The following is a 23,114-nucleotide window of genomic DNA, read 5'->3' as shown; positions in this document are numbered from 1 at the left end:
TCCTGCCCAGGAACGAACAGCATTTGCCGCCGGGACTCTACTGGCTGATCCCCCCGAGCCATGGGCGGCTCCACACGGACATAACTCAGCTCCAGGCAGCGCTGAAATCCGCCTTCAGTCTGGAGGTCGCCCAGTACCCGGCCAATGCTCATCGTCTCGCGGGATGCGGGCCTGGAGCTCCATATCTCCGGTCGGGGCCAGGTGGAACGGTCACATCACCGCTGTGTGCGAGAACTCTGCCCCTCCCCGGCAACTCTGGTGCAGCTTATCCTTCGCCGTTGTGATGGCGGACCGCACCTTGATCACCACTGCACACCGGCTCGTCACCGAGTACGAGCAGCCACTCGGCCCCGCCGTGCAGTTCGCCAACCTGAACGCCTTGGTCATCCGGGCCACTCGCGCAGTGGCTGAAGAAGCCCGACACCGAACAGAACGTCGCGGGGCACCGCTGCTAGCGAGCCCGGCCCACTCGCACGATGCTTTGCCGAGACCCCCTGCTTCCCTTCGGCACGACGCCCTTCACTGTGCAGGACCGCCGTGGCCGTCAGGTCGCGCCTGCACTCCCTCAGAGGATCTGATGACGACAACAGCCCTGCGGACCTCCGCATGTCTCTCATGAGCTACGAGAGTTATCAGAGGGACGGTGTGGACAAGGAAATGAGAGACTCGGCGCTGGCCGGATGTGCTCTCTCCCTTTCCCGTGCGTCGTCCAGCGGCGTGATGGCGGCGGGCGATGCGTGGAAGCCACGGTATGCGCGTGAGTGCCTGTGTGCGCGGCTCCTCGAGTGGGAGATGCCGCAGTTGGTTGAGCCCGTGGGGATGCTGGTGTCCGAGCTGGTCACCAACGCGTTCCGCTACGGGGCCAGCGCGACGGTGGCGGTGTCGCTGCGGTTGACCGCGGGGGACGTGCTCCGGCTGACCGTATGGGACGGATCGCCGCAGTGCCCGCAGATCTGTGCGCCGTGTTCGACGGTGGAGGGCGGTCGCGGCCTTCTGATTGTCGAAGCCGTCGTCGCCGAGCGGTGCGGCGAGTGGGGTGTCAGCCCCGACTGCACCATGACGTGGTGCCAGCTTCCCCTGGCGGGCGCCGCGTGAGCAGCACGTCGTACGAGCCGACCCGGAAGACCTTGACGGCCCTTGACGACCTTCGCGCCCGGATCGTCGGCGGGAAGGTGGGGCGGAGGTCTCTTCTGCGTGAGCGGATTCTGGTCCGGTACCGGGTTGACTCCCTGGCCGTCGGCTGGATTCTGGACAGCTTGCGTGGCGAGGGGCTTATCGAGACCAGAATGGGTAAGGGAAGCCGGGTCATCACGCAGGCGGGCCCGATATGGTCCAAGCTTCCTGAGGGTTTGACTGCTGTGCAGTTCATCGAGCGGATGGTCCGGTCGCGGATTGCAGACGGGACCTACGCCGTTGGCAGTCGCCTCCCGTCGATCGACGTGTTGGGTGCCGAATTCAGCTTTGCTCCGAATACGGTGGCGAAGGGGTTTCGGCCGCTGCGGCGGGATGGGCTCATTGAATACCGGCGCGGTCTGGGAAGTTTCGTTCTGGCGAAATCCGTGGGGAATGATCACGGCTTCGCGGGGGCGGGGTGATGGGCAGCGGGGAGTTCCAGCTGCGGTCTTCCGATGTCCTGCGCGATATGGATGCCTTGCAGGGGGTCCTTGTGGCGCTGAGGGCTGATCTGCTGACGGCTGCTTCGCCCGAGCCGGGGGCTGACGAGATCAGGCGGGTCTGTGCCTTCGTGCTGGGTGGAGCCGTCGTCATGGCGGACGCAGAGGAGGCGGAGACGTTGTGCCTGGCGTTGCGTCGGTACGTCGATGTGCTCGTGGTGCGGTCGCCGTCAGGTGTCGACGGGTGGAGTAGGACGCGGGCTGCGGGGGTGCGGCGTTTGCACGCTGAAAGCGCCCAGAGCAGTGCGGGTTTCACCCCGGCGGTGCGGCTGGCCCGGATATGCATGGAGCTGCTGCCTCTGGTTGACGCTCCGCCCCGACGAGGCGGAAGCGGGGCGCCGGCGCCGTCGGTCTGCCGTACGGCTGCAGTGCCCAAACGGCCCCCTGTCGTTCTGCCCTATTTGAGGTGGCAGATTCTACGAAGCCCATTCCCGCGCTTCGCACGCCGCCTCGCCGGCGCCACGGACCGCGATCAAGCCTCTTTGGTTGGCATTCCGGCACCTGGACGTTCCGCTGGATTTCCTTTCTCCCGATCCCCGATCTCAGGATTACCGATCTGATGTTCATAGACCCTGTTGTGATATCCACTGTCGCTGGTTCGGCGGTACTCCTGACCGGATCCGCTCTGGTGATCACCCGGCGCCGCCTGATGGCATCGGGCCGCGAACTCCTGAAAGTGAAAGAAGATTTCCGAACCACCGGAGAGAAGGCGGCCTCCGTGCATGCCACTGCTTTGGCGCAGGCGAAGCAGCGCAGTTCTGCGGCGGAGCGGAGCGCACGTGAGCGGTACGAGCGTCTGGAGAAGGAGTACCGGGACCGCGTGTGGCGGCTGGAGCAGGTAGTGCTGGAGGAGGAGCATCTGCGGACCGTCCGGATCCCCGGGTTGCTGGTGCATTTGCGGGCGCCGCACATGGCGGTACCGGGGCTGATGCACGAGGGGCTGGCCGGCACATCGATCGATGTCGAGCACCGGGCGGTCCTGGAGGCCATCAGTCGTGGGGTGAGGGAGGAGGGGGAGCGGGCGGACGAGGCCGGGCTCGCGGTGGTGCGGGGTGTGCTGGCCAAGGCGCACTCGCTGCATCTGCGGATGCAGGACCAGATCCGGGAGATCGTAGAGCGGTATCCGGACGCGGATCCGGTGCTGATGCGGGCGGTGCTCGGTCTGGACATGCACAACGAGGTCATCGGCCGTGCCCTCCAGACCCCGGCGGTCGCCTGCGGTGCTCCCGCCCTGCTGTTCCGGGAGCAGACCCATCTGATCGACGTGGTGCTGAGCGCCGCGAGCCGGGTGCACGGATTTCACGACCGGATCCAGGAGCCTGCGAACCACTTGGTGCGGCGGATAGGGGTGGCCGAGCAGCATGTCGAGGCGTTGCGGATCATCGCGTCGGCGCTGCTGGCGAATGCCGTGGAGTGTTCGCACAGCACGTTGAGGGTCTCCGTTGAGCTGCACGAGGCGCCGGCGGGGGTGAGCGTGACGATCGATGACCCGGGGGTGGGTCTGAACGCGGAGCAGCTTGCGCGGGGGCGGTGGTTGGTGAGTGGTGCGCGTGCGGTGCGGCTGGTGGAGCTGGGTGATCCGCCGAAAGCGGGGTGGGCGGCTGTGGGGATGCTGGTGCGTCAGCACGGGTTCCACGTGAGTCTGGGGCGGGGGCGGCACGGCGGGGTGTCGGCCGTGATTCACATTCCGAACGCTCTGCTCGTGGAGATGCCGACGGACGAGAAGCCGTCGGTGCTCGCCCCGGAGCCGGTCTCCGCCGCGCCCGCCCCGGTCCGTTCGGGGCCTGTGGGTCTGGCCCGGCATGCGGCCGGGCCGACGGAGGCGAGTGACGGTGAGGCTGGTGGTCTGCCCACGCGGCGGCGCCGGGCGCCGGAGCCGGCCGAGGAGAGCCGGTCCGCGGCCGGTGCGGTGGTGGAGCACCGGTCGCCGCAGGAGGCCGGGCGGGTCTGGGGGGCGTGGCGGGCGGGTCAGCAGGAGGGTCTTGCGCTGGTCGAGCACTCCCGTTCGGGCGATGACGAGCTGGATCCGTCGCCTCGGGGCGGTCCTTTTGACACCGAGAGGAACTGAGCGATGCCTTCATCCGATTCCCAGGGTTCTGTGTTCGTGGCGCCGTTGTCGCAGGATCTGTCGTGGATTTTGACGCCGTTGCTGGAGTTGCCGTGTGTGACGGGCGGGGTGGTGTTCAGCCGGGATGGTCTGATTCTGGGGAGGTCGAGTGATCTGTTCCGGGAGACCGGCGAGGGGATGGCTGCGCTGACCGGCAGTGCGCTGGGCGTGGCCCGCACGATGGTCTCCACCGGCAGCGCTGAGGGCGACAAGGTCGCGGAGCTGGTGATCAGTACCCGTGAGGGCGGGGTCTACTACGTTGCCCCGGCCGGTTCCGGCTCGGGTCTGGTCCTGTGGGCGAGCAGAGGCGTGGACATGGGTCGTCTGGCGCGTGAGGTCCAGGTTCAGGTCAGCAAGCTGGTCGCGGCTCTGGACGAGGCCAGCAGGAGCCGCACCACCAGCACGCCGTCGCCGTCATGAGCCCGCCCCGGCGCCGGATGGTCCCCGCCTTCATGGGCGTGGCCGGCCTGGACGTCCCGGACCGTATCCGGCCGGATCGCACCACGCTCCTCTACCGCGCCCCGCAGCCCACTGCGGCGGGCGCCCTGGATGCTCCCGCGCTGCGTCTGCTGAACCTGGTGGACGAGCGGCGAGGGGGGCTGTCGGTGTATGAGGCGGCTGCTGCTCTGGGGCTGCCGTTCTGTGTGGTGCGGATGATGACCGCTTCCCTCGCGTCCCGCGGGCTGCTGGAGGCCCACGATCCTCCGCCGCCCGCCCTGTTGCCTGACATCGAACTTCTGGAGGTGGTCCTCAATGGGCTCCGCGCCCTCTGACACCCCCGCGCTCGCGGTTCCCCGGTCTGTGCCCCGGCCGGTGCAGTTGAAGATTGTCGTTGCCGGGCCGTTCGGGGTGGGCAAGACGACGCTGGTCGGCGTGGCCTCGGAGATCGCGGCGCTGACGACGGAGGAAACCCTCACCCAGGCCGGGGCTGTCGTGGACGACCTCTCCGGGGTCCGGTCGAAGACCACGACGACGGTCGGTATCGACTTTGGCCGGCTGACCCTGCGCGCCGCCGACCCCGCGCACCCGGGAGTCGTGCTCTTCCTCATCGGTGCGCCGGGGCAGGACCGGTTCCGGGCGCTGTGGGACGAGCTGACCTACGGCGCGCTCGGCGTGCTGGTCCTCGCCGACACCCGGCGTTTCGAGGCGAGCTTCGACGTGCTGGATCTGGTCGAGGTACGGGGCCTGCCGTATGCGGTGGCGGTCAACCAGTTCGACGACTCCCCCACGTACACGCTTGGGGAGCTGCGTCGTGCGCTGGATCTGGCGGACCGTGCGCCGCTGACTCTGTGCGACGCGCGGGACCGGGCCTCGGCCCGTGACGCGCTGATCACCCTGGTCGAGCACATCAAGGAACAGGTGCTGTCCTCATGACGACTTATATTCCCGGTGCGGCCCGCCTGTACGGCCCAGAGTTCGCCGCCGGTCCGCAGGCCGTCTACGCGGTGCTGCGCGAGCAGCACGGTCGGGTGGCGCCGGTCGAGATCGCCCCCGGTATCCACGCCCACCTGGTCATCGACTACCGGGCCGCGCTCGACGTGACAACCAACGCCGGCGAGGTCTGGTCGAAAAATCCTCGGCCGTGGCAGGCGACGCTGCCGGACACGGCGGCGGCCCGGGGGCTGATGGGCATGATCGGCTGGCGGCCGAACTGTCTATTCTCCGACGGCCAGGCCCAGCAGCGCTACCGGCGGGTTATCTCCGACTGCTTCGCCATGATCCCCCCGTACCGGATGCGGGCCCTGGTCACGGAGTACGCGGACCGGCTGATCGCCGAGTTCGCAGGCACGGGCCGTGCCGATCTGGTCGGGCAGTACGCCCGGCTGATCCTGCTCAACCTCTTCAACCGGCTCTTCGGCAGGCCGGACACCGACAGCGCCGCGCTGACGACCTCGCTGAACGGTCTCATGGACGCCACCCCCGAGGAGGGCGAGGCCGCAGCCGCAGCCTTCGGCCAGTACATGAGCGAACTCCTCGACTCGAAGTACCGCAGGCCGGGCGACGACTTCACCACCTGGCTCCTCCACCACCCCGCCGCCCTGGACCACAACGAGGCCCTGCACGAACTGACCCTCACGGTCGGCGCCGGGAACGAACCGATGGTCAACCTGCTCACCAACACGATCTCCCGCATGCTCACCAACCCGCGGTACTACGCCTCCCTCACCGACGGCGCCCTCAGCGTCCACGACGCACTTCAGGAAGTACTGCGGGAGGAACCGTCCATGGCCAACTACGGCCCGTACTTCGTGACACAGCCCGTCGAGTTCCACGGGGCGTGGATCCGGCCCGCGGAACTGGTCCTGGTCTCCTACGCCGCGGCGAACACCACACCCGCGGCCCTGCCCGACGGACCGCGCAGCGACAACGGCGCCCACCTGGGCTTCGGCGCCGGCGCCCACCGATGCCCGGCCGCCGACCCCGCTCTCCTGATCGCCGCGACCTCGGTGGAGCGGATCCTCACCCTCCTTCCCGGCCTGCGCCTGGCCGTCCCACGCTCCGAACTGGTCTGGCGCCACGGCCCCTTCCACCGCTCCCTGGCCGAACTCCCCGTCACCTTCACCCCCGTCCGCCCCGACCAGCCCGGAGAAACCCCGTGGACCAGCAGCAGCCCCTCGCCCTCGACCCCTTCGGCCGCGACATCCCCGGCGAATGCGCCCGCCTGCGCGCCGCCGGCGACGTCGTAGCCGTCACTCTCCCGGGCCAGATCCCCGCCTACGCCATCACCCGCTACGACTACCTGCACGACCTCATGCTCGACGACCGCGTCAGCAAAGACCCCCGCCGCCACTGGGCCCAGTGGGAGCAGGCCCTGTCCCGCCCCGACTGGCGGTGGATCCTGGGCTGGATAGGCCCGCAGAACATGCTCAACACCTACGGCCACGACCACAAGAGGCTCCGCAAACCACTCCAGTCGACGTTCACCGCCCGCCGCATCGAGTCCCTGCGCCCGCGCATCGACGCGATCGTCGAGGGGCTGCTCGCTCCGCTGACCTACCTGCCGGCCGGTTCGACCGCGGACCTGCGCGCGGTGCTCGCCTACCCGCTGCCGATGGAGGTGATCAGTCAGCTCTTCGGCGTCCCCGCGGACCGCCGACCTGAGCTCGCCGGTCTCGTCAGCCGGATCATGGACACCACCGCCACCGACGACCAGGCCGCCGAAACGATCGCCATGATCGACACGGTCGTCTCCTCCCTCATCGACCACAAACGCAAGTGTCCGGGCGACGACCTGACCAGCGACCTCATCGCCGTCCACGAAAGCGACGACGGCCGCCTCACCCCCGAGGAACTGCGCGACACGATCCTCCTGACCTACGGGGCCGGATTCGAGACCACCGTCCACCTGATCGCCAACGCCCTGCACCTCCTGCTCACCCACCGCACCGTCCTGCGCCGACTCCTGGCCGGCGGAATCGGCTGGGACCTCGTCCTCGCGGAAGTACTGCGGCTGCGCCCGAGCATCGCGAGCCTCCCCCTGCGCTACGCCATCGAGGACATGACGCTGGGCGGCGTCACCATCCCGGCCGGGAGCGCAATCCTCACCACGATCGCCGCGGCCAACCGCGACCCCAACCGCTACGGTCACAACCCCGACGAGTTCGCCCCCGGCCGTCCCCGGGACCCCCGCAACCACCTCGCCTTCGGGCTCGGCGCCCACCACTGCCTCGGCCGCCCCCTCGCCCTCATGGAAGCCGAGACGGCACTGCGCCAGGTCTTCCACCACTTCCCCGACATCCGCCTGGCCCACGCCCCCGAACCCGGACACGTCCCCTCCTTCATCGCCAACGGCCCCACCACCCTCCACACCACCCTCAGCGCACCCCCGATACCCGAGAACATCAGCGGGAAGCCAATGAGGCTCAACGGAGAGGACACCACCAGCCTGGAGGAATTGCGGGCCTACGTCCTGTACGCGTATGACGGCGGCCGGCCCGAAGGAGACAGCGTCCGCACCATCTCCAAGGCCACCACTCGTTCCTACGGCGCCACCCACAGAATCCTCACCGCGGCAGGCGTCCCCCTGCGCTCACGCGGCGGCTACAACCGGCGCGGACAGTCGGCGTGAGACCTGGTCACCACATCTGATGCTCATCACGGCCTCATGGCCTGATCTTCTCCTTCGTGCCGCCAACGTGACGCTTCCCTCGACGGCGCGGTCCTCCTCCCACCGGAGCACCATGACCAACGCCGACCCGTGTATCGCACCGCCAATACCCGTCGTGAAGAAGGGTGCCTGGCTGACCTCCGAGGAGCGTGACGCGCTGAGGAAGTACGTGCTCTGGGCCCGCGGCCACGACCACTCCATCCGCCGTATCGCCAAGGACACGAACCGGTCATACGGAAAAATCCAGGAACTCTTGTCCGGGAAGGATCTCCTACGGCCATGCCGCGGCCTGAAGGGGAGCCGCCCCACGACCCCGGTGCATGAGGCATGGGGCGAGCGGAAGACCCTTCTTGAGTGGAGCCTTGATCCGCGCTGCGCCGTCCACCACATCACCCTCCGGACCAGAGTGCTCACCATGGAGTGGGAGGTCACCAAGGCCATCGCAACCCCGCGGTCGGCCCAGGGAAGACCGGCCTCTCGGTCCAGTGCCAGAGCCACGCCCACGGATTACGGCCTCGGCGGCGAGGAAGTAATCCGCCCCGAGGAAGCGTGCGCCACACCCACGCACCTCGACGCCCTGATTCCCCCAGTCTCCGTGCCGCCACCGGCCCTCCGCCCTCGTCGGCGACACGGTCCAACTCCCTCCGCCGCATACCCGCAGTCCCCAGCCCCGGTCCCCGGCGGAGGAACCAACCGGGTACTCCCTGCGGGACACACCGTAAATAGCACCCGGGCCCGCATCACCGAAACCGAACAGGAGCCCCTTTTCCCTTGATCACCCAGACCACTACCCGCGCTTTCGCGCTGACGCAGTTCACGGCGCCGGTACAGCCGACGGTCCCGCAGCCCGTGAGCGCGTCCTTCGATCCCGCCCGGCAGATCAGCCTGGCCGCGGACGGCACCCCCTCCTGCCACCACGCCTTCGACCCGAGTCGCACCTCGAACGGGATCAACACGAAGTCCGAACTGGAGATCATGGACTTCTGCTGAGCATCAGCCTGCTTCACCGGGGCGGTCCGGCTTCTCCGTCTGGCCGCCCCGCCCACCGGCCACGTCGCACCGAAAGATGTCCATGTCCTTAGCAGAATCAGCCCGCGTACCTGTACCGATGCCCTGTTCGTCGCGCCCGGTCTGTGTGCTGACCACGTCCGACAACCTGACCGCGGACCGTGTGATCCTCGAACTCCACGGGCTCGGCACCTTGATCGTCCGGCTCGACCTCGCGGATTTCCCCCACCGCGCGAGCCTGGACGCCACCGTGGTGGACGGGCGCTGGACGGGCACCCTGCGCGCGCACCGGCGCACGCTCGACCTCGCCGAACTCGGCGCGATCTGGTGGTGGCACCCGGGCCGCGCCACGATCAGCACCAGCCCCACACTGCCCTCGGCCGAGGCCGGCTGGCTGAGCGACGAGGCGAACGCCGGGCTGATCGGCGTCCTGGGCGCGCTCGACTGCCTTCACCTCAATCACCCGCTGGCCACCCGCGTCGGCCAGAGCAAGCCGAACGTACTGGCGATGGCGGCTGGCTGCGGGCTGGAGGTTCCCCAGACCTGGATCGGCAACTCTCCCACCGGCGCCCTCGGGTTCGTATCCGGCCCCGCCGGCCAGGGCACGGTCTGTAAATCGCTGGTCAGCCCCACCATCGAATACGACGACGGCAGCGCCGCGTACTTCTGGACCCGCCCGGTCGCGCCGGAGGACGTCAACAGCTCCCTCACTGCCACCGCCCACCAGTTCCAGCACGCGGTCACCAAGCGGTTCGAGGTACGCCTCGTCGTCGTCGGCCAGCGCATGTTCCCCGTCCGGATCGACACCCACTCGCCGGCCGCCCGCGCCGACTTCCGCGCCGACTACGACGCCTGCACCTACAGCCACATCCCCCTGCCCGATCCGGTCCGGCAGGGGATCACCGCGCTGATGGCCCACTACCGGCTGACCTACGCGTCGATCGATCTCCTCGTCGACGAGGACGACCGCTGGTGGTTCATCGACCTCAACCCGGCGGGCCAGCACGACTGGCTCCAGCAGGCACTGCCCGACCTCCGGATATCCCGGGCCATCGCCGAGACCCTCTCCCAGCCCGCCCACACCCGGCTGACGCCCGCCCAGCCGGCCGACGCACTCAAGGTGTCCGCATGACCCGCTATGTCAGCTCGAACGCGTTCAACGGCGGGATCGACCCCGACGACCCCCACGAGCACCGGCGCCACGGGCAGATCCACACCCTGGCCCAGCTCGACCCCGCACCCGACTTCCTCGGGATCCAGGAGGCGACCGGGTGGCACCGCGACGGCTGGCGGCGCCTCCACCAACTCGCCAACGCCTTGGACATGGTCGCCCTGCACCCGGTGACCAGCCACGTCGGCGACGGCGAGAATGCCACGGCGCTGCTGTACCGGCCCTCGGCCGCGAAGCTCCTCTCGTACACCCCCGGCGTCGGCGTCGGCGCCTTCCACCATGGACTGCTGCGGGCCATCTTCGACGTCGGCGGCAGGACCGTGATGGTGTTCGTCACCCACCTGAACCCCTTCTGCGGGACCGCGCGGCTCTCCGAGGTGAAGCGGCTCACCGATTACGCGGGCGCCTTCCCCGGTACGCCCGAACGGGTGGTCCTGCTCATGGACGGCAACATGCCTGCCGATCACGATCCTGAGCCGGACTGGGACAACAACGTGCACGCGCACCTCCACGCCCGCTACCGCCTCGTCAACGCGGACGGTTCCTTCGGCGCGATGGACCGGCGCGCCATGGGCGCCCTGAAGGCGGCCGGCTGGGTTGACCCCCAGGACCACCTGGCCATACCTCGCAACGCGACCGTCGGCCACTGGTACGAGAACGAACCGACGCCGCTCCACCTGGACCACATCCTCACCGCCGGCCCCGTCACCCCCCACGCGTATTGGACCATCGACACACCCCAGGACCGCCTGAACAGCGATCACCTGGCCTGTGTCCTCGACACGGACTGACCCTTGCCTCCCGAGGGCGCGAGCCAGGCGACCCGGTCACCGGGAATGGCAGCTCGCGCCCTCGTGAGGCGGCGCCGACCACCCCTATGGCCGCGCTCCCCAGAAAGCGGGCGGCCGTCCCGCGCACCGCACACGATCTAGACGAAAGGAACACAATCTATGGACGCCACCGTCGTCATCGCGGTCTGGAACATCCCGGACGATGGCGGTGAACACCGCGACTTCGCGCTGGACATCCTCGCGGAACTGAGTCCCGACGTTGTGCTCCAGCAGTTTTCCGGCCGTCCTTTGAGCTGTACGTGATGTCTGAGGCACCAGTGACTTACGACATCCCGTTCTCGTTATCCGACCTGGTTCGGGATGTTCGCCACGTTGCGTCAGGTCGGTATGGAGGACTAGTGGCCCGCAGGCTACTCATGGGACAGCTCAGAGTTCAGGAGGTACGGCACCGCGATGGACGACGGTCGTACACGATTCTGGAGCCGGCTGGAGGCGTGCAACCGGAGGCCGATCCGTTCTTGGCGGAGCATGCCGGAGACGGCACGGACCGGACGTACGCGTATCTGCTCGTCGACCATCTGCGGTGGCTCAAGCACGAGGGCTTGACTCCGAAGAACGTCACCTTCCCGGATGTGAAGCGGTACATGGGGGCGGTGGGGGCGGAGGTGCCGATGCCGCTGGGGACACCGTGGCGGGTCGGGAAGAAGTCGTACAGCAACAGCACGCTGAAGACGGCGGCCTCGTGTCTGAAGGGCTTCTACCTGCACCATGCCGATCTGGGCATCAACACCGAACTCGGCGAGGTGCTGAAGGTAAAGCGGCTCCCGACGAAGGCGGACCGGCGGCGTTCGGTGCTGGGGCACGTTAAGAGGAGCATGGCCGGCAACCCGCTGGCGCCCAAGAGCCAGCGTCGGCGGCACCCGAAGATGCTGCCGGACGGTGCTCGCGAGGTGGTGCGGGCGGAGGTCAACTCTGCCCGTGACCGGCTGGTCGTCGACTGGTTGGGCGACGGCGGGTTCCGCATCGGTGAGCTCTGCGGCCTGCACCTGGCGGACCTGCATCTGCGGGACGGGGCGGCCTGCGGCGAGTGCCGCACGCCGCATGCCCACGTGTGCCACCGCGCGGGTCTGCCCAACGGGGCGAGAGCTAAGACTAAGTACGACTGGGAGCTGGAGGAGGACGGGGTCATCCGCGGTGGGCTGATCAAACGCGTGAGCCCGGCGATGATCCATTCCTACTTCGACTACATGATGGGCGAGTATCCGCGCGCCGCTGAGCACGGGCAACTGCTGGTGCAGCAGCACGGCCGGGGCCGGGGAATGCCCTGGGCGCCGGAAGGGGCCCGCAAGATGATCAGCCGGGCTGGGACCCGGGCTGGGCTGGGCCGGATCCGCCCGCACATGTTCCGCCACTCGTTCGCGACCGCGGTCCTGGACGCCTCGGACGGAAACCTGGTGGTGACCCGGGATGCCGGCGGGTGGGCCTCCACCGAGGTCGTCGACGAGATCTACGCCCACGTCGACATCCACGACCCGGTCTTCGACGCCGCCCTGCGCACGGTCTGGGGTGAGCGCGTGTGACGACCGATACGCCGCGCGTGCTGCTGCCCGTTGTCGACCTCCCTGGCGACCGCCGGGAGGCCCGCGACCGACTGGAGCTGCTCGAGACGCTCATCAACGCTCCTACGGTCGAGCCCTTCTACCGGGAAGACCTGATCAAGGTTCCGCCCCGGCACGAGGTCTTTGCCTGGCAGTGTGCGGTCGAGGTCTGCGAGACGCCCCGCACGGCGGGCAAGGACCTGTGCAGCCCGCACCAGTTTCATTGGCTTCAAGTCCACCGTGAACAGCCGGAGTTGAACCGGTACGCCTACGGGCGGACCACCGGGCCGCTGCACTGCACGGAGACCACGTCGGAACCGGCGGACTGCCAGATCTGCCCGGGGCGTCCGGTCGTGAACATGTTGCGCAAGCTGTGTCAGCGGCACACCGGCCGCTGGAAGGCCGTCTGCAGAGCCAACCCGGAGTCGGACGAGGCGGACTTTGCGGAATGGGTCCTCAGTCAGGAAGCCCTCCCGTCCTACGGCCAATGCCGGGCGGCGGTCTGCGTGTCGTGGGCCCGGAGTCCGCTGGGTCTCTGCACAACGCACGAGCAGCGGTACGCGGAGGACGGCCGTCCCGGCGGGGCAGTGCTGCTGGATCACTGGTGGAGCCAGGAGGCGGCCGGCCGCTCGGTCATGACGTCCTGCGACGACGAAAGTGCCTTCCGTGCCTGGTGTTCGCGGGTTCGGGCCGCGACGCGGGCGGGGCAGGTCAATCTGCGCGGTCTGCCGCCGATGGTCCAGGCCGAGATCCGCTGGGAAATGATCACTCACGCCCAGCGGTCCCAGCACACCGACTGGCCGCTGCAGTGGCTGCAGCGCATCGTGGACATCGCCCGCGCCGAGCGCGTCACCTCGCTGTTCGACGAAGATCTTCCCGAGTCGCAGCTGCACCGGCGCGGGCGCCTGGTGCTCGAGGAGATCCGCCGCCATCTTCAGCAGGTCTACTTCACCCGCACCGACAGCAAGGAGCTCGGCTACATCGACACCGAGCACTTCGGGGTCTGTTTCCGGCATCGCCTCAGTCAGTTCGACCTGACCCAGGTGTCCCAGCGATGGCTTCGTGACCTGCTCTGGGACCACCTTGCCGGCCGTCTGGACGACCCGGCAGGCTCGCGGAGCAACACCCCCTTCGACGCCTGCCGCCGGGCCTGCATCGAGCTCAGCGCGTTCTTGAACCTGACCGCGCCGGAGGGCGGACACGACCAGAAGCTGCTGGACGGCGACCACATGAAGCGGTTCGTCGCCGATCACCGCAACCGTGCCCGCGAGGGCCTGCCGCACCTGGGCGTCGTCCACCCGCATAAGAAGAAGCCGAGTCCGGTCACCGACGTTTCGTTGCGGTTCGTGTTCAACTACGGGCGGCTCGTCCTGCGTGAGGCCCTGGACAACGGTGAGGCCGCGCGGATCGGTCTGTCGCCCGCGTTCATCACCGCGCTGCCGACCGGCGGCGGGAACGGGGTTGCCGAGCGTCAGCGCAGTCCGTTCTCCGATGAGGTCGCGCGGGCCCTGGCCGATGAGACCAACCTCCAGCAGCTGGCCGCCGACCATGACTCCCACGACCGCGGAGTCCGCGACATCTGGGAGACCCTCGTCTTCAGCGGCCGCCGCTGCGGAGAGGTCCTGGACCTGCGGCTGGAGTGCATCGGCCGCTACGGCGGCCTCCCGCTGCTCTGGCACGACCAGACGAAGGTCGGAAATTTCGACGAGGCAATCCGCGTCCCCGAGCGGATCTACCAGCGGATCCGTGCACGTCAGCGCATCTCGATCGGCCGGTTCGAAGACCGTCACGGCCGGCCGCCGACCAAGGCCGAGCGCAAGAAGATGGCCCTGTTCCCCAGCCACATCCGCAACCCCCGCCTCGAAAGCGCGATCTCCTACACCTTCTTCCACACCGGATTCTCCGGCTGGATCGACAAGCTCGACCTGGGCGCCTGCGTTCCCCACCAGGCCCGGCACACCTGCGCGACGCATCACTATGAGGACGGCATGCCGTTGTGGGATGTGCAGCAGATTCTTGGCCATCGCTGGGCGACGACGACGGTCGGATATCTTTCGTCGGTTCGCGCTGATCCGGAGAAGGCGAGCCTGGAAGCATCGCACCGGGCGATCCAGAGGTTGAGGGGAAGGGCATAGCGGTGAAGTGGAACTTGCGGATGGTCGCTGCGCAGCGGGATATCTGGCGGCCGGTGCAGTTGCTCGCGGCGTTCAAGGAGGTCGGGTTCAGCCCGTCGCTGAGCAAGGTCGCAGCCTTGTGGGGCAGCGAGCCTGTCACCGTGCGGCTGGACGACCTGGACAAGATCTGTGCGGCCCTCGACTGCACGGTCGCGGACTTGATGCAGGCGGAGCCAGAGGCGTACCGGGTCGAGCGGGACGAGGCCCCGCGCAAGGCGGCAGGCGGGGGCGCCGAGTCCGGGGCGACGCGCCCGATCTCGCGGCCTGGGGGGTCAGGCCGTCGGTCGCTTCCACCGAACTAGGGGGAGGTCATGGCGGAGGCCCGGGACAGGCGATGGGCGTGGTGGTCGGAGAGCCCTGCGGTGTCGTGCCGGTGCTGCGGGGCCTGGGGCACGGTCCGCCCGAAGGGGGTGTGTCCAGCGTGTACGAACTGGGATCCGAAGAACAGCTCGCGTGGTCGGTGCCGGGTATGCCTCTGGGTGCAGGAGGTCGTCCTCGACGGACACGGGCAGTGCCGCCTGTGCGCCCTGGAGGGGCGCATCGGGCCGGACCGGGACCGGGAACGCGATCTCCAACCAGGCGAGAGGCGGCCTCTGCAGCTGTCCTTCAACCTGCCCCACGTGCTGCGGTCATCGTCTGCCCGGCCTTGCAACTACCGACGGGACCTCGCCGCGGCCCAGGATCGGCAGCGCAAGGCGGAGCAGGCAGCGGCGCTGCCACCGAAGATCCCTGGCCAGCTCTCGCTCATCATCGTGAGCCAGGGCGCGCTGGCCGCACGGAACTTCACCGGAGCCCGGCCACGAGACCCAAAGGAGCTGGCTGTCGTCACGGCAGCGATCCACTCCATGGCCAAGGAGAAGGGATCGTGGATCTACCGCCACGGCCTGCTCACGCAGTGCCGCCAGGTCCTGGCGGCCCGCCCAACGGGTGAGCGGGGCGTCGGCCTTGACATCGTCCTCGGCCTGCCACGGCATCCGGAGCTCGTGGCTGAGGCCCTCGATCGCGCCGGGATCGGGCCACGGACCGAGAACGCCGGCCTCCGGCACCGCCGGCGCAGCAGAACGGCGCGGGCGTCGAGTTGCGCGCATTGCCTGGCGTGGAAGGCCGGCGACGCCGGGCTGTGCGCGCCGTGCAAGAGCTTCGTCTCCACCCGGGAGGTGCGGACGCGAGCTGTCGCTGAACAAGGGCTGGTGCCGGATGTGCTCGTACGGGCTGGCGCACTTCGGTGAGCACGCGCTGTCGACCGGAGTCCAGCTGTGGATCGCGGGGATAGCCCAGCTCAAGGACAGGAAATGGCACGGCTACCGGCTCGTCACCGGTGCCGATGGGGTGCGTCGTGCCGTCGCCGTCACCGAACGTTCTGCAGGGCAGCGGCCTCTGGTCTCACCCGCGCTGCTCCTCGCCGGCCAGTTGGCCTTGTTCGCCGCCCCGCCGCGCCGCTGGGAGGTACTCCACCAGCGCGAACTGCCTGTGCTCGGCGACATGGCAGCCGCCCTCAAGCGGGAGTTCGCCCAGCACGCCGAGCGCAACGGCTGGAACAAGAGGGTGTTCCACGCGCATCAGCGGACCCTGATCATGGTCCTGGCCTGGCTCGGCCTGGACGTACCCGTTGAGGAAGCCGATCTGTGGGCGATCTCCCGGCTGGGCACCGGCTACAACGCCAGGCGCCTCGTCCCCTTCCTCGCCGAACGAGGTCTACTCGTTCCTGATCACGTCCGGCACGCCGACCCGCACCGGGCCGGCGTCGCGCGACTGCGTCAACGGGTGCCGACCCACCTGCTCGCCGGGGTGGACGTGTGGATCGCGGTGCTGCGCGGGGAAGGACGGCGCGCGTCACGCACGGTGCCCTGGAAGACGGTATCCGGGTATCTCGGCTACGCGGTCCCCGTCCTTGAGAAGTGGGGATCATCGATCGCCTCGCTGCGCGAGGTCGACGCCGACCGGGTCAAGGAGGCGTCTGACGACGCCGACGGGGCCACCGTTCTCTGCGCCTTGCGATCTCTGTTCAAGGCACTCAAGCGTGAGCGGGTCATCTTTCACGATCCGGCTCGTACAGTGAGCGCCAGTCAACGCGTCGTTGTACCCCGTCCGGTCCCCTCGGACAGGCTCGCCGGGCTCATCGACCGCAGTCCCACCCCCGTCGGCAGGGTCGCGGTCGCGCTTGCGGCCATCCACGCCCTGGGCGCGCACGCCATCCGCGGGGCACTGCTGACGGACCTGAACCGGTCAAAGGGAACCCTCGGTCTGCGGGATGCCTCCGGAAAGCTGGTGCGGCTCGTCTACCTGGACGAGCTCACCCTGTCGCTGATCGCCTCCATGCTCAAGGACCGCGCCACGCGCTGGCCGTACTCCGCCAACCCGCACCTGCTGATCACGCGGGTATCGGCGCACGACCCTGCTGATCCGCCGATGAGCCCGTACGCCTTCCAGCGGACCTTCAGACAGCTCGGATTCAACGCCCGTCAGTTGCGCATCGACCGGATCCTCGACGAGGCCCGCGAGGCCGCAGATCCTGTGCATCTGATGAAGGTCTTCGATATCTCGGACCAGACCGCAATGAACTACGTCGCCGCGGCCCACCCCGAGAGGTTCACCACCGAGCCCATCATCCCGTAGGCCGCGTGTCGTCCGACATGAGGACGTCCTGACCGCGATCGCGGTCAACCTCGAACGCATCGACGTCCATCTCCCGCCGACGCCGGCTCGCCAGCCCAGGACTCCGACGGCCCTTCAGGACTTCCTCGACTGGCAGCGCATTCCCCGGCCCCGGGCCTGGCGCGTCGCTAGCCATCCCGCAGGATGAGCTGATCGTTCTGACGGTGGCGGTCACCACCTTCACCCGGGCCCCTACGCGGCTGACCGCACCAACAACTCAACTCTCCCATGGCAGCCTCGGAAGAATCGCGGTTGACCTCAACGATTCCTCGTCAGACCAGGGCCCTTCCGAGATCCCCGACTGCGTCAGGCACTAAGTGGGCATTTAGGGATGGTCTGTGTCGGTAGGCAACCTTCACGGCCGCCAGACTTGCGGCGTTTGCCCCATGCGCACGCTCTCGCGTCCATCGAGCCGCGAACTTGGCCGTCTGTTTGCTCCGGTTCTCGTGCACGAAGTCCGTCTGGTTTGAAGATCTGGCAGAAACGCCCAGCAGTAGCGGAGCAGCACCATCCGCCGCATCCATGATCACGCTACGGCGTGATCGAGCGGAAGCCGTACCCCAGTGACCTGTCCGACGCCCGATGGGCCTTAATCGAGCCGACGTTGACGGCCCGGAGAAAGGCTCGGCTCGACCGCAGGCCCACCGGGCAGCCGGCCAAGGTCGACCTGCGTGACGTATTCAACGCACTCCTCTACATCAACCGCACCGGAATCCCCTGGAAATACCTCCCGCACGACTTCCCCAACCACGGCACTGTCTACGCCTACTACGCCGCCTGGCGCGACGAGGGAATCCTCACCCAGCTCAACTACGACCTGACCGGCCTGGCCCGCGTGAAGGAAGGACGCAAGCCCGAACCGACCGATTCCGTGATCGACACCCAGAGCGTTAAGACCTCCACCAACGTGCCCCTGACCAGCCAGGGAACCGATGCCGCCAAGAAGATCGTCGGCAGGAAACGGGGCATCATCACCGACACGCTCGGCCTCCTCCTCGCCGTGACTGTCACCGCCGCGAGCCTCTCCGAAAACGCCGTCGGAATCCAGCTCCTCGACCAGGCCAAGAAGACCTACCCGACCATCTCCAAGAGCTGGGTCGACACCGGCTTCAAGAACGCCGTCATCGAGCACGGCGCCAGCCTCGGAATCGACGTCGAAGTCGTTTACAGAAAACCGGGAGTTCGCGGCTTTCACGTTGCCAAAAGGCGCTGGGTTGTCGAACGAAGTATTGGTTGGATCATGCTGCACAGGCGCCTCGCCCGCGACTACGAGACCCTCCCCGCCAGCTCCGAGGCCATGATCCACGTCGCTTCGATCGACAACCTCACCAAGCGCATAACGGACGAGACGACACCCACCTGGCGAGGAACTTACTAGGAGATAAAGAGCAATCCACCTAGATCAAACGCCCTCTAAGACCGTGTCCTACGTGGTGAGGCGGACGAGTCGTTTGTAGCAGCAGAGGGCGGCGGCGAGGCCGAGAAATGCAAGGTAGTTGCGGGGATCGCGCTCGTAGCGAGGGCTCAGACGTCGGTAGCCGGACAGCCAGGACATCGTCCGCTCGATGACCCAGCGGCGGCGGCCCAATCGTTCGCTGGACTCGATGCCTTTGCGCGCGATCCGCACTCCGATGCGTTTGCTGTGTAACCATTTCCGCAGGTCGGCGCGGTCGTAGGCTTTGTCCGCGTGGAGGCGCTGGGGCTTGAAGTGGCGGCCGCGATCGGGGTCGTGTCTCGTTTGGTGACCCTCGATCATGGGCTTCAGCCCTTCGCTGTCGTGGGTGTTGCCGGCCGAGACGCCGACGAGGAGGGGCAGTCCGTTCGCGTCCGACAGGACGTGCATCTTGGAACCCGGCTTGCCGCGGTCCACGGGGCTCGGACCTGTGTGTTCGCCCCTTTTTTAGCGCGGACGTGGGCGGTGTCGAGGACGACGCGGGTGACATCGATGAGGCCGGCGTCGTCGAGCAGGTGCAGCACGGCCTCGTGCAGCCGCCCCCAGACACCGGCTCTCGACCAGATCAAGAAGCGGCGGTGAGCCGTCGACTTCGATATGCCGAAGCACGGCGGCAGTTGACGCCAGGCGCAGCCGCTGACCAAGACGTAGACGATGGCCGCGAACAGCGTCTCATCAGGCGTGTCCTGCGTTCCGCCGCCCTGCGGCCGCACTCGAGACGGCGGGATCAGCGGCCTCGCGATCTCCCACAGCCCGTCCGGAACAATCCAACTCCACGTACCCCGCCCCATACATGGCTCAACGAGCCCTCACCACGTAGGACACGGTCTAAGTCACCGGTATTGAGGTTGGACCTATCCGATGATCACACGCCCTCTTGTGCGGACACCTGTGCAGCGTGGACCATGCAGTTCAACGCTTGCGCGCAGTTAGACACATCACTGTCTACCGCTTCCACGCAGTTGCACACAGCGGCTCGAGAAGGTCTCTGGCACTGGAAGAAAGGGCAAGACATGGACAACCCCTTCGACGATTCAGAGGGAACCTTCTCTGTACTACGCAACGGAGAGCGGCAGTACTCCCTCTGGCCGGAGTTTGCTCCCGTGCCCGCAGGGTGGGAGGTTGTGCACGGGCCGGGTCTGCGACCGGACATGATCGCTTTCATCGAACAGAACTGGGACGACATGCGGCCAGCAAGCCTGCTGAGTGATCAACGGCAGCCCGAGTAACACCAGAACCGCTCCGTCGCGCCCAAAGTCCAACGATAAGGTATGGGGGTTCACTTGTTGCTGGTGCACGAGCTGTTCGAGAAGCAGGCGGCCCGTACGCCGCGGTCGATAGCGGCGATCAGCCTCAACGAGTCTGTCACCTACGCCGAGTTGAACGAGCGCGCGAACCGTCTCGCCTGGCATTTACGGACCTGCGGGATCGCACCGGAGGATCGAGTGGTCGTGCTGCTGCCCAGGTCGGTCGACCTGCTGGTGGCGCTACTCGCAGTACTCAAGACTGGCGCATCATATGTCCCAATAGATCCTAATTATCCGACCGAACGCATCGCCTTCATGACGCAGAATGCCGCCCCCGCGATGATCCTCGACAGGGTGCCAGAAACCGATGGCTACTCCGCGGCAAACCTTACCGATGCCGATCGGGCCGCCCCGTTGAGCCCGAGACACGCCTGTTATGTAGTTTACACCTCTGGTTCCACGGGGCGACCGAAGGGGGTCGTGGTCGAGCATCGGTCGTTCACGGCGCATGTACTCCGTTCCACCACTCACTACCCGGGTATCCCGGGGACTAGCTTGGTCCACACCTCAGTAGCCTTCGACCTGACGGTCACCGCGCTCTACCCACAACTGATTACTGGCGGGCGCGTCTGGCTAGGCGAGCTGACCGCCGAAGGAGTTCGGGATGCGCCACGCCCGACATTCCTCAAGGCCACTCCCAGTCATCTCGGCCTATTGCTTGACACCCTGCCCGCGAGCGTCTCGCCCAGTATGTGTCTGATGCTTGGCGGTGAGGCGCTTGATGGTGCATCCGTTGCGGCGTGGCGAGAGCAGCACCCCAATGTCGCCGTTTACAACTCGTATGGTCCGGCGGAAGTGACCGTCAACTGCTGTGACTACGCGCTCTTCCCAGAAGACCCGACACCACTCGGCAGTGTGCCCATTGGGCCACCGTTCCCGGGAGTGACAGCATATCTACTCGACGAGCGGCTGCAGCCGGTGGCGCCGGACGCGACGGGTGAACTCTACGTTTCGGGATGGGGACTCGCGCGCGGGTATCTCGACCAACCAGGACTGACAGCGACCCGTTTCGTCGCCGATCCGTTCGGCGAGCCCGGCACCCGGATGTATCGGACCGGTGACCTCGCCTGCCGCACTGATCAAGACGTGCTAAAGTTCATCGGCCGGGCGGACGAACAGCTCAACGTTCGAGGCTTTCGAATCGAGCCCGGCGAGATTGAGGGAGTAATTAAAGAACGGCCAGACATACGGCACGTCGCCGTCAGGCTGCACCAAACTGGACCGGACGACAAGCGGATCGTCTGCTATATCGTGCCAGAGTTTGGGGCCTACCTCGAACCGCTGAAATTGCGTCGTGAAATCGGGCGGATCCTGCCGGAGTACATGGTTCCCTCCGCATTTGTCATACTCGACCGAATGCCCTTGAGTGCCAATGGAAAACTTGACCGCACGGCGCTTCCACCACTTGAGCTCACCGGGACCGGTCAGGGCCGCACCTCGCAGAGCTCGACCGAACGGGTGCTGTGTGACGCGTTTGCCGAAGTTCTTGGTGTGTCACACGTCGGCCCTGACGACTCGTTCGTCGAACTCGGCGGCCACTCCCTATTGGCGATCGGGATCATTAATCGGGTGAGTTCGGTGCTGGGTGTCCGGCTCGACATTCGCGACCTGTTCGACCACCAAACCCCTGCAGTACTGGCCTGCAGATTGCTGCAGGGTGAGGCGGTGCGGATGCCGTTGCGTCCGATGCCGCGTCCCGAACTGATTCCGCTGTCGTTCGCACAGGAGAGGCTGTGGTTCCTTCACCGTTTAGAAGGACCGAGCCCCACCTACAACATTCCTTACGTTCAGCGAATGAGCGGCCCCCTCGATACTCAAGCGCTTGACGCCGCGCTGACCGATGTGATCGCCCGTCACGAGATCCTGCGCACCAGCTATCCCGAGGTCGACGGTCAGGCGACGCAGTTCGTCCATCCACCGGACACGGCTATATCAGTCCTGGCAATCGAGGACGTCAACGAAGCCGAACTGCCCGATCGGATCCGCCAGCTGTCACTCCATTCGTTCGACCTACGCGGCGAAATTCCGCTCCGGACAATACTTTTCCGAATAACCCCCGTTGAAAACGTACTAGCCCTGGTGATCCACCACATCTCCTGCGATGGCTGGCCATTGGGGCCGATCGCCCGCGACCTCTCCCAGGCCTACCACGCACATACCCATGGCACCTCACCTGACTGGGACCCACTGCCCGTACAGTACGCCGACTACGCCCTCTGGCAGCGCCATCACGAAGCCCGCGATCACCGCTTAGACCACTGGACCACCACCCTCACCGGGCTCCCTGACGAACTCCCTCTGCCGTATGACCACCCCCGCCCTACCACGCCCACCAACCGAGCCCAGCAGATCCCCATCCACATTCCTGCCTACACCCACAACCAACTCACTGAGCTAGCACGTACCACCAGCACTACTACCTTCATGCTCTGCCACACGGCAGCCACCGTCTTCATAAGCAAAATCACTGGCCACACTGACATCCCCATTGGCACCCCCGTCACCGGACGCACTGACCAAATCCTCGATGTCCTAGTCGGTTTCTTCGTCAACACTCTTGTATTACGCACGACCATCACCGGCAACCCCACTTTCCTCCAACTACTCATTCAAACTCGCGATGCTGACCTCACCGCCTTCGCCCACCAAACCACGCCCTTCGAGCACATCGTCGAACGCCTCAACCCCCACCGCACCCCCAACCGCACCCCCCTCTTCCAGATCGTCCTGACCGCACAGCCCATGGATACGCCACTTGAGCTGCCGGGACTAACCTCGTCCAGGTATCCACATGTGCCCCGCGTCTCGAAGTTCGACCTGAACATCAACTTCGATGAGCAGTTCGCGGATGACGGTCAGCCTGCTGGGATCACGGGTTACCTTGAGTTCAATCCCGACCTGTTCGACCTGGCAACCGCGGAGAATATGAACCGCTGGCTGACGGCTGTTTTGGTCGCCGCCGCTGAGAATCCTGACCTGCGGCTCAGTGAGTTTGATGTGCTGGCCTCAGCAGAACGTGCGCAGATCCTTACTGAGTGGAACAACACTGCGTGCGATATTCCGCCGTCC

Annotated in this window: 22 protein-coding genes; 21 read left to right on the top strand and 1 reads right to left on the bottom strand. The window is 67.0% G+C overall.

Going from position 1 to position 23,114, the window contains the following annotated elements:
* Positions 1 to 615: 615 nt before the first annotated feature.
* The 19 genes from ACFTZC_RS40250 (at position 616) to ACFTZC_RS40160 (ending at position 18,663) form a co-directional block, all read left to right on the top strand.
* The gene (locus ACFTZC_RS40250) at positions 616 to 1,095 is read left to right on the top strand and encodes an ATP-binding protein (protein WP_382898871.1); all 480 of its coding nucleotides are present in this window, start codon (positions 616 to 618) and stop codon (positions 1,093 to 1,095) included.
* Positions 1,092 to 1,595: a GntR family transcriptional regulator gene (locus tag ACFTZC_RS40245; protein ID WP_382898869.1), complete on the top strand. Its 504-nt coding sequence runs from the start codon at positions 1,092 to 1,094 to the stop codon at positions 1,593 to 1,595. The genes ACFTZC_RS40250 and ACFTZC_RS40245 overlap by 4 nt, the downstream gene beginning before the upstream one ends.
* A 484-nt stretch (positions 1,596 to 2,079) precedes the next feature.
* Positions 2,080 to 3,741 carry a histidine kinase gene (locus tag ACFTZC_RS40240; RefSeq protein WP_382898867.1) on the top strand — a complete coding sequence of 554 codons (1,662 nt, stop codon included), beginning with the start codon at positions 2,080 to 2,082 and terminating at the stop codon, positions 3,739 to 3,741.
* 3 nt (positions 3,742 to 3,744) lie between these two features.
* A complete protein-coding gene (locus ACFTZC_RS40235) occupies positions 3,745 to 4,200 on the top strand; it encodes a roadblock/LC7 domain-containing protein (RefSeq protein ID WP_382898865.1) in 456 nt (151 codons plus the stop codon).
* Positions 4,197 to 4,553, top strand: coding sequence for a DUF742 domain-containing protein (locus ACFTZC_RS40230; protein WP_382898863.1), 357 nt, complete (start codon positions 4,197 to 4,199; stop codon positions 4,551 to 4,553). Before ACFTZC_RS40235 ends, ACFTZC_RS40230 begins: the two co-directional genes overlap by 4 nt.
* Positions 4,534 to 5,154 (top strand): ATP/GTP-binding protein, encoded by a 621-nt coding sequence (locus ACFTZC_RS40225; protein ID WP_382898862.1) that lies wholly within the window; start codon positions 4,534 to 4,536, stop codon positions 5,152 to 5,154. The genes ACFTZC_RS40230 and ACFTZC_RS40225 overlap by 20 nt, the downstream gene beginning before the upstream one ends.
* Entirely contained in the window at positions 5,151 to 6,467 is a 1,317-nt protein-coding gene (locus ACFTZC_RS40220; RefSeq protein ID WP_382898860.1) for a cytochrome P450, read from the top strand. Before ACFTZC_RS40225 ends, ACFTZC_RS40220 begins: the two co-directional genes overlap by 4 nt.
* Positions 6,377 to 7,849, top strand: a complete 1,473-nt coding sequence (locus ACFTZC_RS40215) for a cytochrome P450 (protein ID WP_382898858.1) — start codon at positions 6,377 to 6,379, stop codon at positions 7,847 to 7,849. The genes ACFTZC_RS40220 and ACFTZC_RS40215 overlap by 91 nt, the downstream gene beginning before the upstream one ends.
* Before the next feature lie 19 nt (positions 7,850 to 7,868).
* Complete coding sequence (locus ACFTZC_RS40210) at positions 7,869 to 8,663, top strand: helix-turn-helix domain-containing protein (protein ID WP_382898856.1); 795 nt, start codon at positions 7,869 to 7,871, stop codon at positions 8,661 to 8,663.
* The gene (locus tag ACFTZC_RS40205) at positions 8,660 to 8,878 is read left to right on the top strand and encodes a hypothetical protein (protein WP_382898854.1); all 219 of its coding nucleotides are present in this window, start codon (positions 8,660 to 8,662) and stop codon (positions 8,876 to 8,878) included. The genes ACFTZC_RS40210 and ACFTZC_RS40205 overlap by 4 nt, the downstream gene beginning before the upstream one ends.
* A gap of 118 nt (positions 8,879 to 8,996) precedes the next feature.
* Positions 8,997 to 10,028, top strand: coding sequence for an MvdC/MvdD family ATP grasp protein (locus ACFTZC_RS40200; RefSeq protein WP_382898853.1), 1,032 nt, complete (start codon positions 8,997 to 8,999; stop codon positions 10,026 to 10,028).
* Positions 10,025 to 10,858: an endonuclease/exonuclease/phosphatase family protein gene (locus ACFTZC_RS40195; protein ID WP_382898852.1), complete on the top strand. Its 834-nt coding sequence runs from the start codon at positions 10,025 to 10,027 to the stop codon at positions 10,856 to 10,858. Before ACFTZC_RS40200 ends, ACFTZC_RS40195 begins: the two co-directional genes overlap by 4 nt.
* A gap of 159 nt (positions 10,859 to 11,017) precedes the next feature.
* Complete coding sequence (locus tag ACFTZC_RS40190) at positions 11,018 to 11,161, top strand: hypothetical protein (RefSeq protein ID WP_382898850.1); 144 nt, start codon at positions 11,018 to 11,020, stop codon at positions 11,159 to 11,161.
* Between the two features lie 215 nt (positions 11,162 to 11,376).
* Positions 11,377 to 12,438: a tyrosine-type recombinase/integrase gene (locus tag ACFTZC_RS40185; protein WP_382898849.1), complete on the top strand. Its 1,062-nt coding sequence runs from the start codon at positions 11,377 to 11,379 to the stop codon at positions 12,436 to 12,438.
* Positions 12,435 to 14,591: a tyrosine-type recombinase/integrase gene (locus ACFTZC_RS40180; RefSeq protein WP_382898847.1), complete on the top strand. Its 2,157-nt coding sequence runs from the start codon at positions 12,435 to 12,437 to the stop codon at positions 14,589 to 14,591. The genes ACFTZC_RS40185 and ACFTZC_RS40180 overlap by 4 nt, the downstream gene beginning before the upstream one ends.
* A gap of 2 nt (positions 14,592 to 14,593) precedes the next feature.
* Positions 14,594 to 14,932, top strand: coding sequence for a helix-turn-helix domain-containing protein (locus tag ACFTZC_RS40175; RefSeq protein ID WP_382898845.1), 339 nt, complete (start codon positions 14,594 to 14,596; stop codon positions 14,930 to 14,932).
* A 177-nt stretch (positions 14,933 to 15,109) separates the two neighbouring features.
* Complete coding sequence (locus ACFTZC_RS40170; protein WP_382898844.1) at positions 15,110 to 15,859, top strand: hypothetical protein; 750 nt, start codon at positions 15,110 to 15,112, stop codon at positions 15,857 to 15,859.
* Positions 15,828 to 17,246 carry a hypothetical protein gene (locus tag ACFTZC_RS40165; RefSeq protein ID WP_382898842.1) on the top strand — a complete coding sequence of 473 codons (1,419 nt, stop codon included), beginning with the start codon at positions 15,828 to 15,830 and terminating at the stop codon, positions 17,244 to 17,246. Before ACFTZC_RS40170 ends, ACFTZC_RS40165 begins: the two co-directional genes overlap by 32 nt.
* Positions 17,247 to 17,823: 577 nt before the next feature.
* The gene (locus ACFTZC_RS40160; RefSeq protein ID WP_382898841.1) at positions 17,824 to 18,663 is read left to right on the top strand and encodes an IS5 family transposase; all 840 of its coding nucleotides are present in this window, start codon (positions 17,824 to 17,826) and stop codon (positions 18,661 to 18,663) included.
* Positions 18,664 to 18,711: 48 nt separating this feature from the next.
* Here the strand turns inward: ACFTZC_RS40160 and ACFTZC_RS40155 are convergent.
* A protein-coding gene (locus ACFTZC_RS40155) for an IS5 family transposase (protein WP_382898840.1) occupies positions 18,712 to 19,529 on the bottom strand; the annotation gives its coding sequence in 2 pieces (ribosomal slippage) (positions 18,712 to 19,181 and positions 19,181 to 19,529; 819 coding nt in all).
* 114 nt (positions 19,530 to 19,643) lie between these two features.
* Here ACFTZC_RS40155 and ACFTZC_RS40150 point away from each other — a divergent pair.
* Together ACFTZC_RS40150 and ACFTZC_RS40145 are read left to right on the top strand one after the other, a co-directional pair.
* Complete coding sequence (locus ACFTZC_RS40150) at positions 19,644 to 19,967, top strand: MbtH family protein (protein WP_382898839.1); 324 nt, start codon at positions 19,644 to 19,646, stop codon at positions 19,965 to 19,967.
* Between the two features lie 63 nt (positions 19,968 to 20,030).
* Positions 20,031 to 23,114, top strand: a 3,084-nt coding sequence (locus ACFTZC_RS40145; protein WP_382898837.1) for an amino acid adenylation domain-containing protein, incomplete at its 3' end; no start/stop codon positions are given.

This window comes from Streptomyces sp. NPDC056987, from assembly GCF_042673865.1.
Lineage (GTDB): Bacteria > Actinomycetota > Actinomycetes > Streptomycetales > Streptomycetaceae > Streptomyces.
This window is presented reverse-complemented; position numbering and strand designations above follow the sequence as displayed.

Bases quoted from the DNA above. Each gene is read 5' to 3' on its own strand.
- ACFTZC_RS40250 (WP_382898871.1), top strand. From the start codon at position 616: ATGAGCTACGAGAGTTATCAGAGGGACGGTGTGGACAAGGAAATGAGA.
- ACFTZC_RS40235 (WP_382898865.1), top strand. From the start codon at position 3,745: ATGCCTTCATCCGATTCCCAGGGTTCTGTGTTCGTGGCGCCGTTGTCG.
- ACFTZC_RS40230 (WP_382898863.1), top strand. From the start codon at position 4,197: ATGAGCCCGCCCCGGCGCCGGATGGTCCCCGCCTTCATGGGCGTGGCC.
- ACFTZC_RS40225 (WP_382898862.1), top strand. From the start codon at position 4,534: ATGGGCTCCGCGCCCTCTGACACCCCCGCGCTCGCGGTTCCCCGGTCT.
- ACFTZC_RS40220 (WP_382898860.1), top strand. From the start codon at position 5,151: ATGACGACTTATATTCCCGGTGCGGCCCGCCTGTACGGCCCAGAGTTC.
- ACFTZC_RS40210 (WP_382898856.1), top strand. From the start codon at position 7,869: ATGCTCATCACGGCCTCATGGCCTGATCTTCTCCTTCGTGCCGCCAAC.
- ACFTZC_RS40200 (WP_382898853.1), top strand. From the start codon at position 8,997: ATGCCCTGTTCGTCGCGCCCGGTCTGTGTGCTGACCACGTCCGACAAC.
- ACFTZC_RS40195 (WP_382898852.1), top strand. From the start codon at position 10,025: ATGACCCGCTATGTCAGCTCGAACGCGTTCAACGGCGGGATCGACCCC.
- ACFTZC_RS40190 (WP_382898850.1), top strand. From the start codon at position 11,018: ATGGACGCCACCGTCGTCATCGCGGTCTGGAACATCCCGGACGATGGC.
- ACFTZC_RS40165 (WP_382898842.1), top strand. From the start codon at position 15,828: ATGTGCTCGTACGGGCTGGCGCACTTCGGTGAGCACGCGCTGTCGACC.
- ACFTZC_RS40150 (WP_382898839.1), top strand. From the start codon at position 19,644: ATGCAGTTCAACGCTTGCGCGCAGTTAGACACATCACTGTCTACCGCT.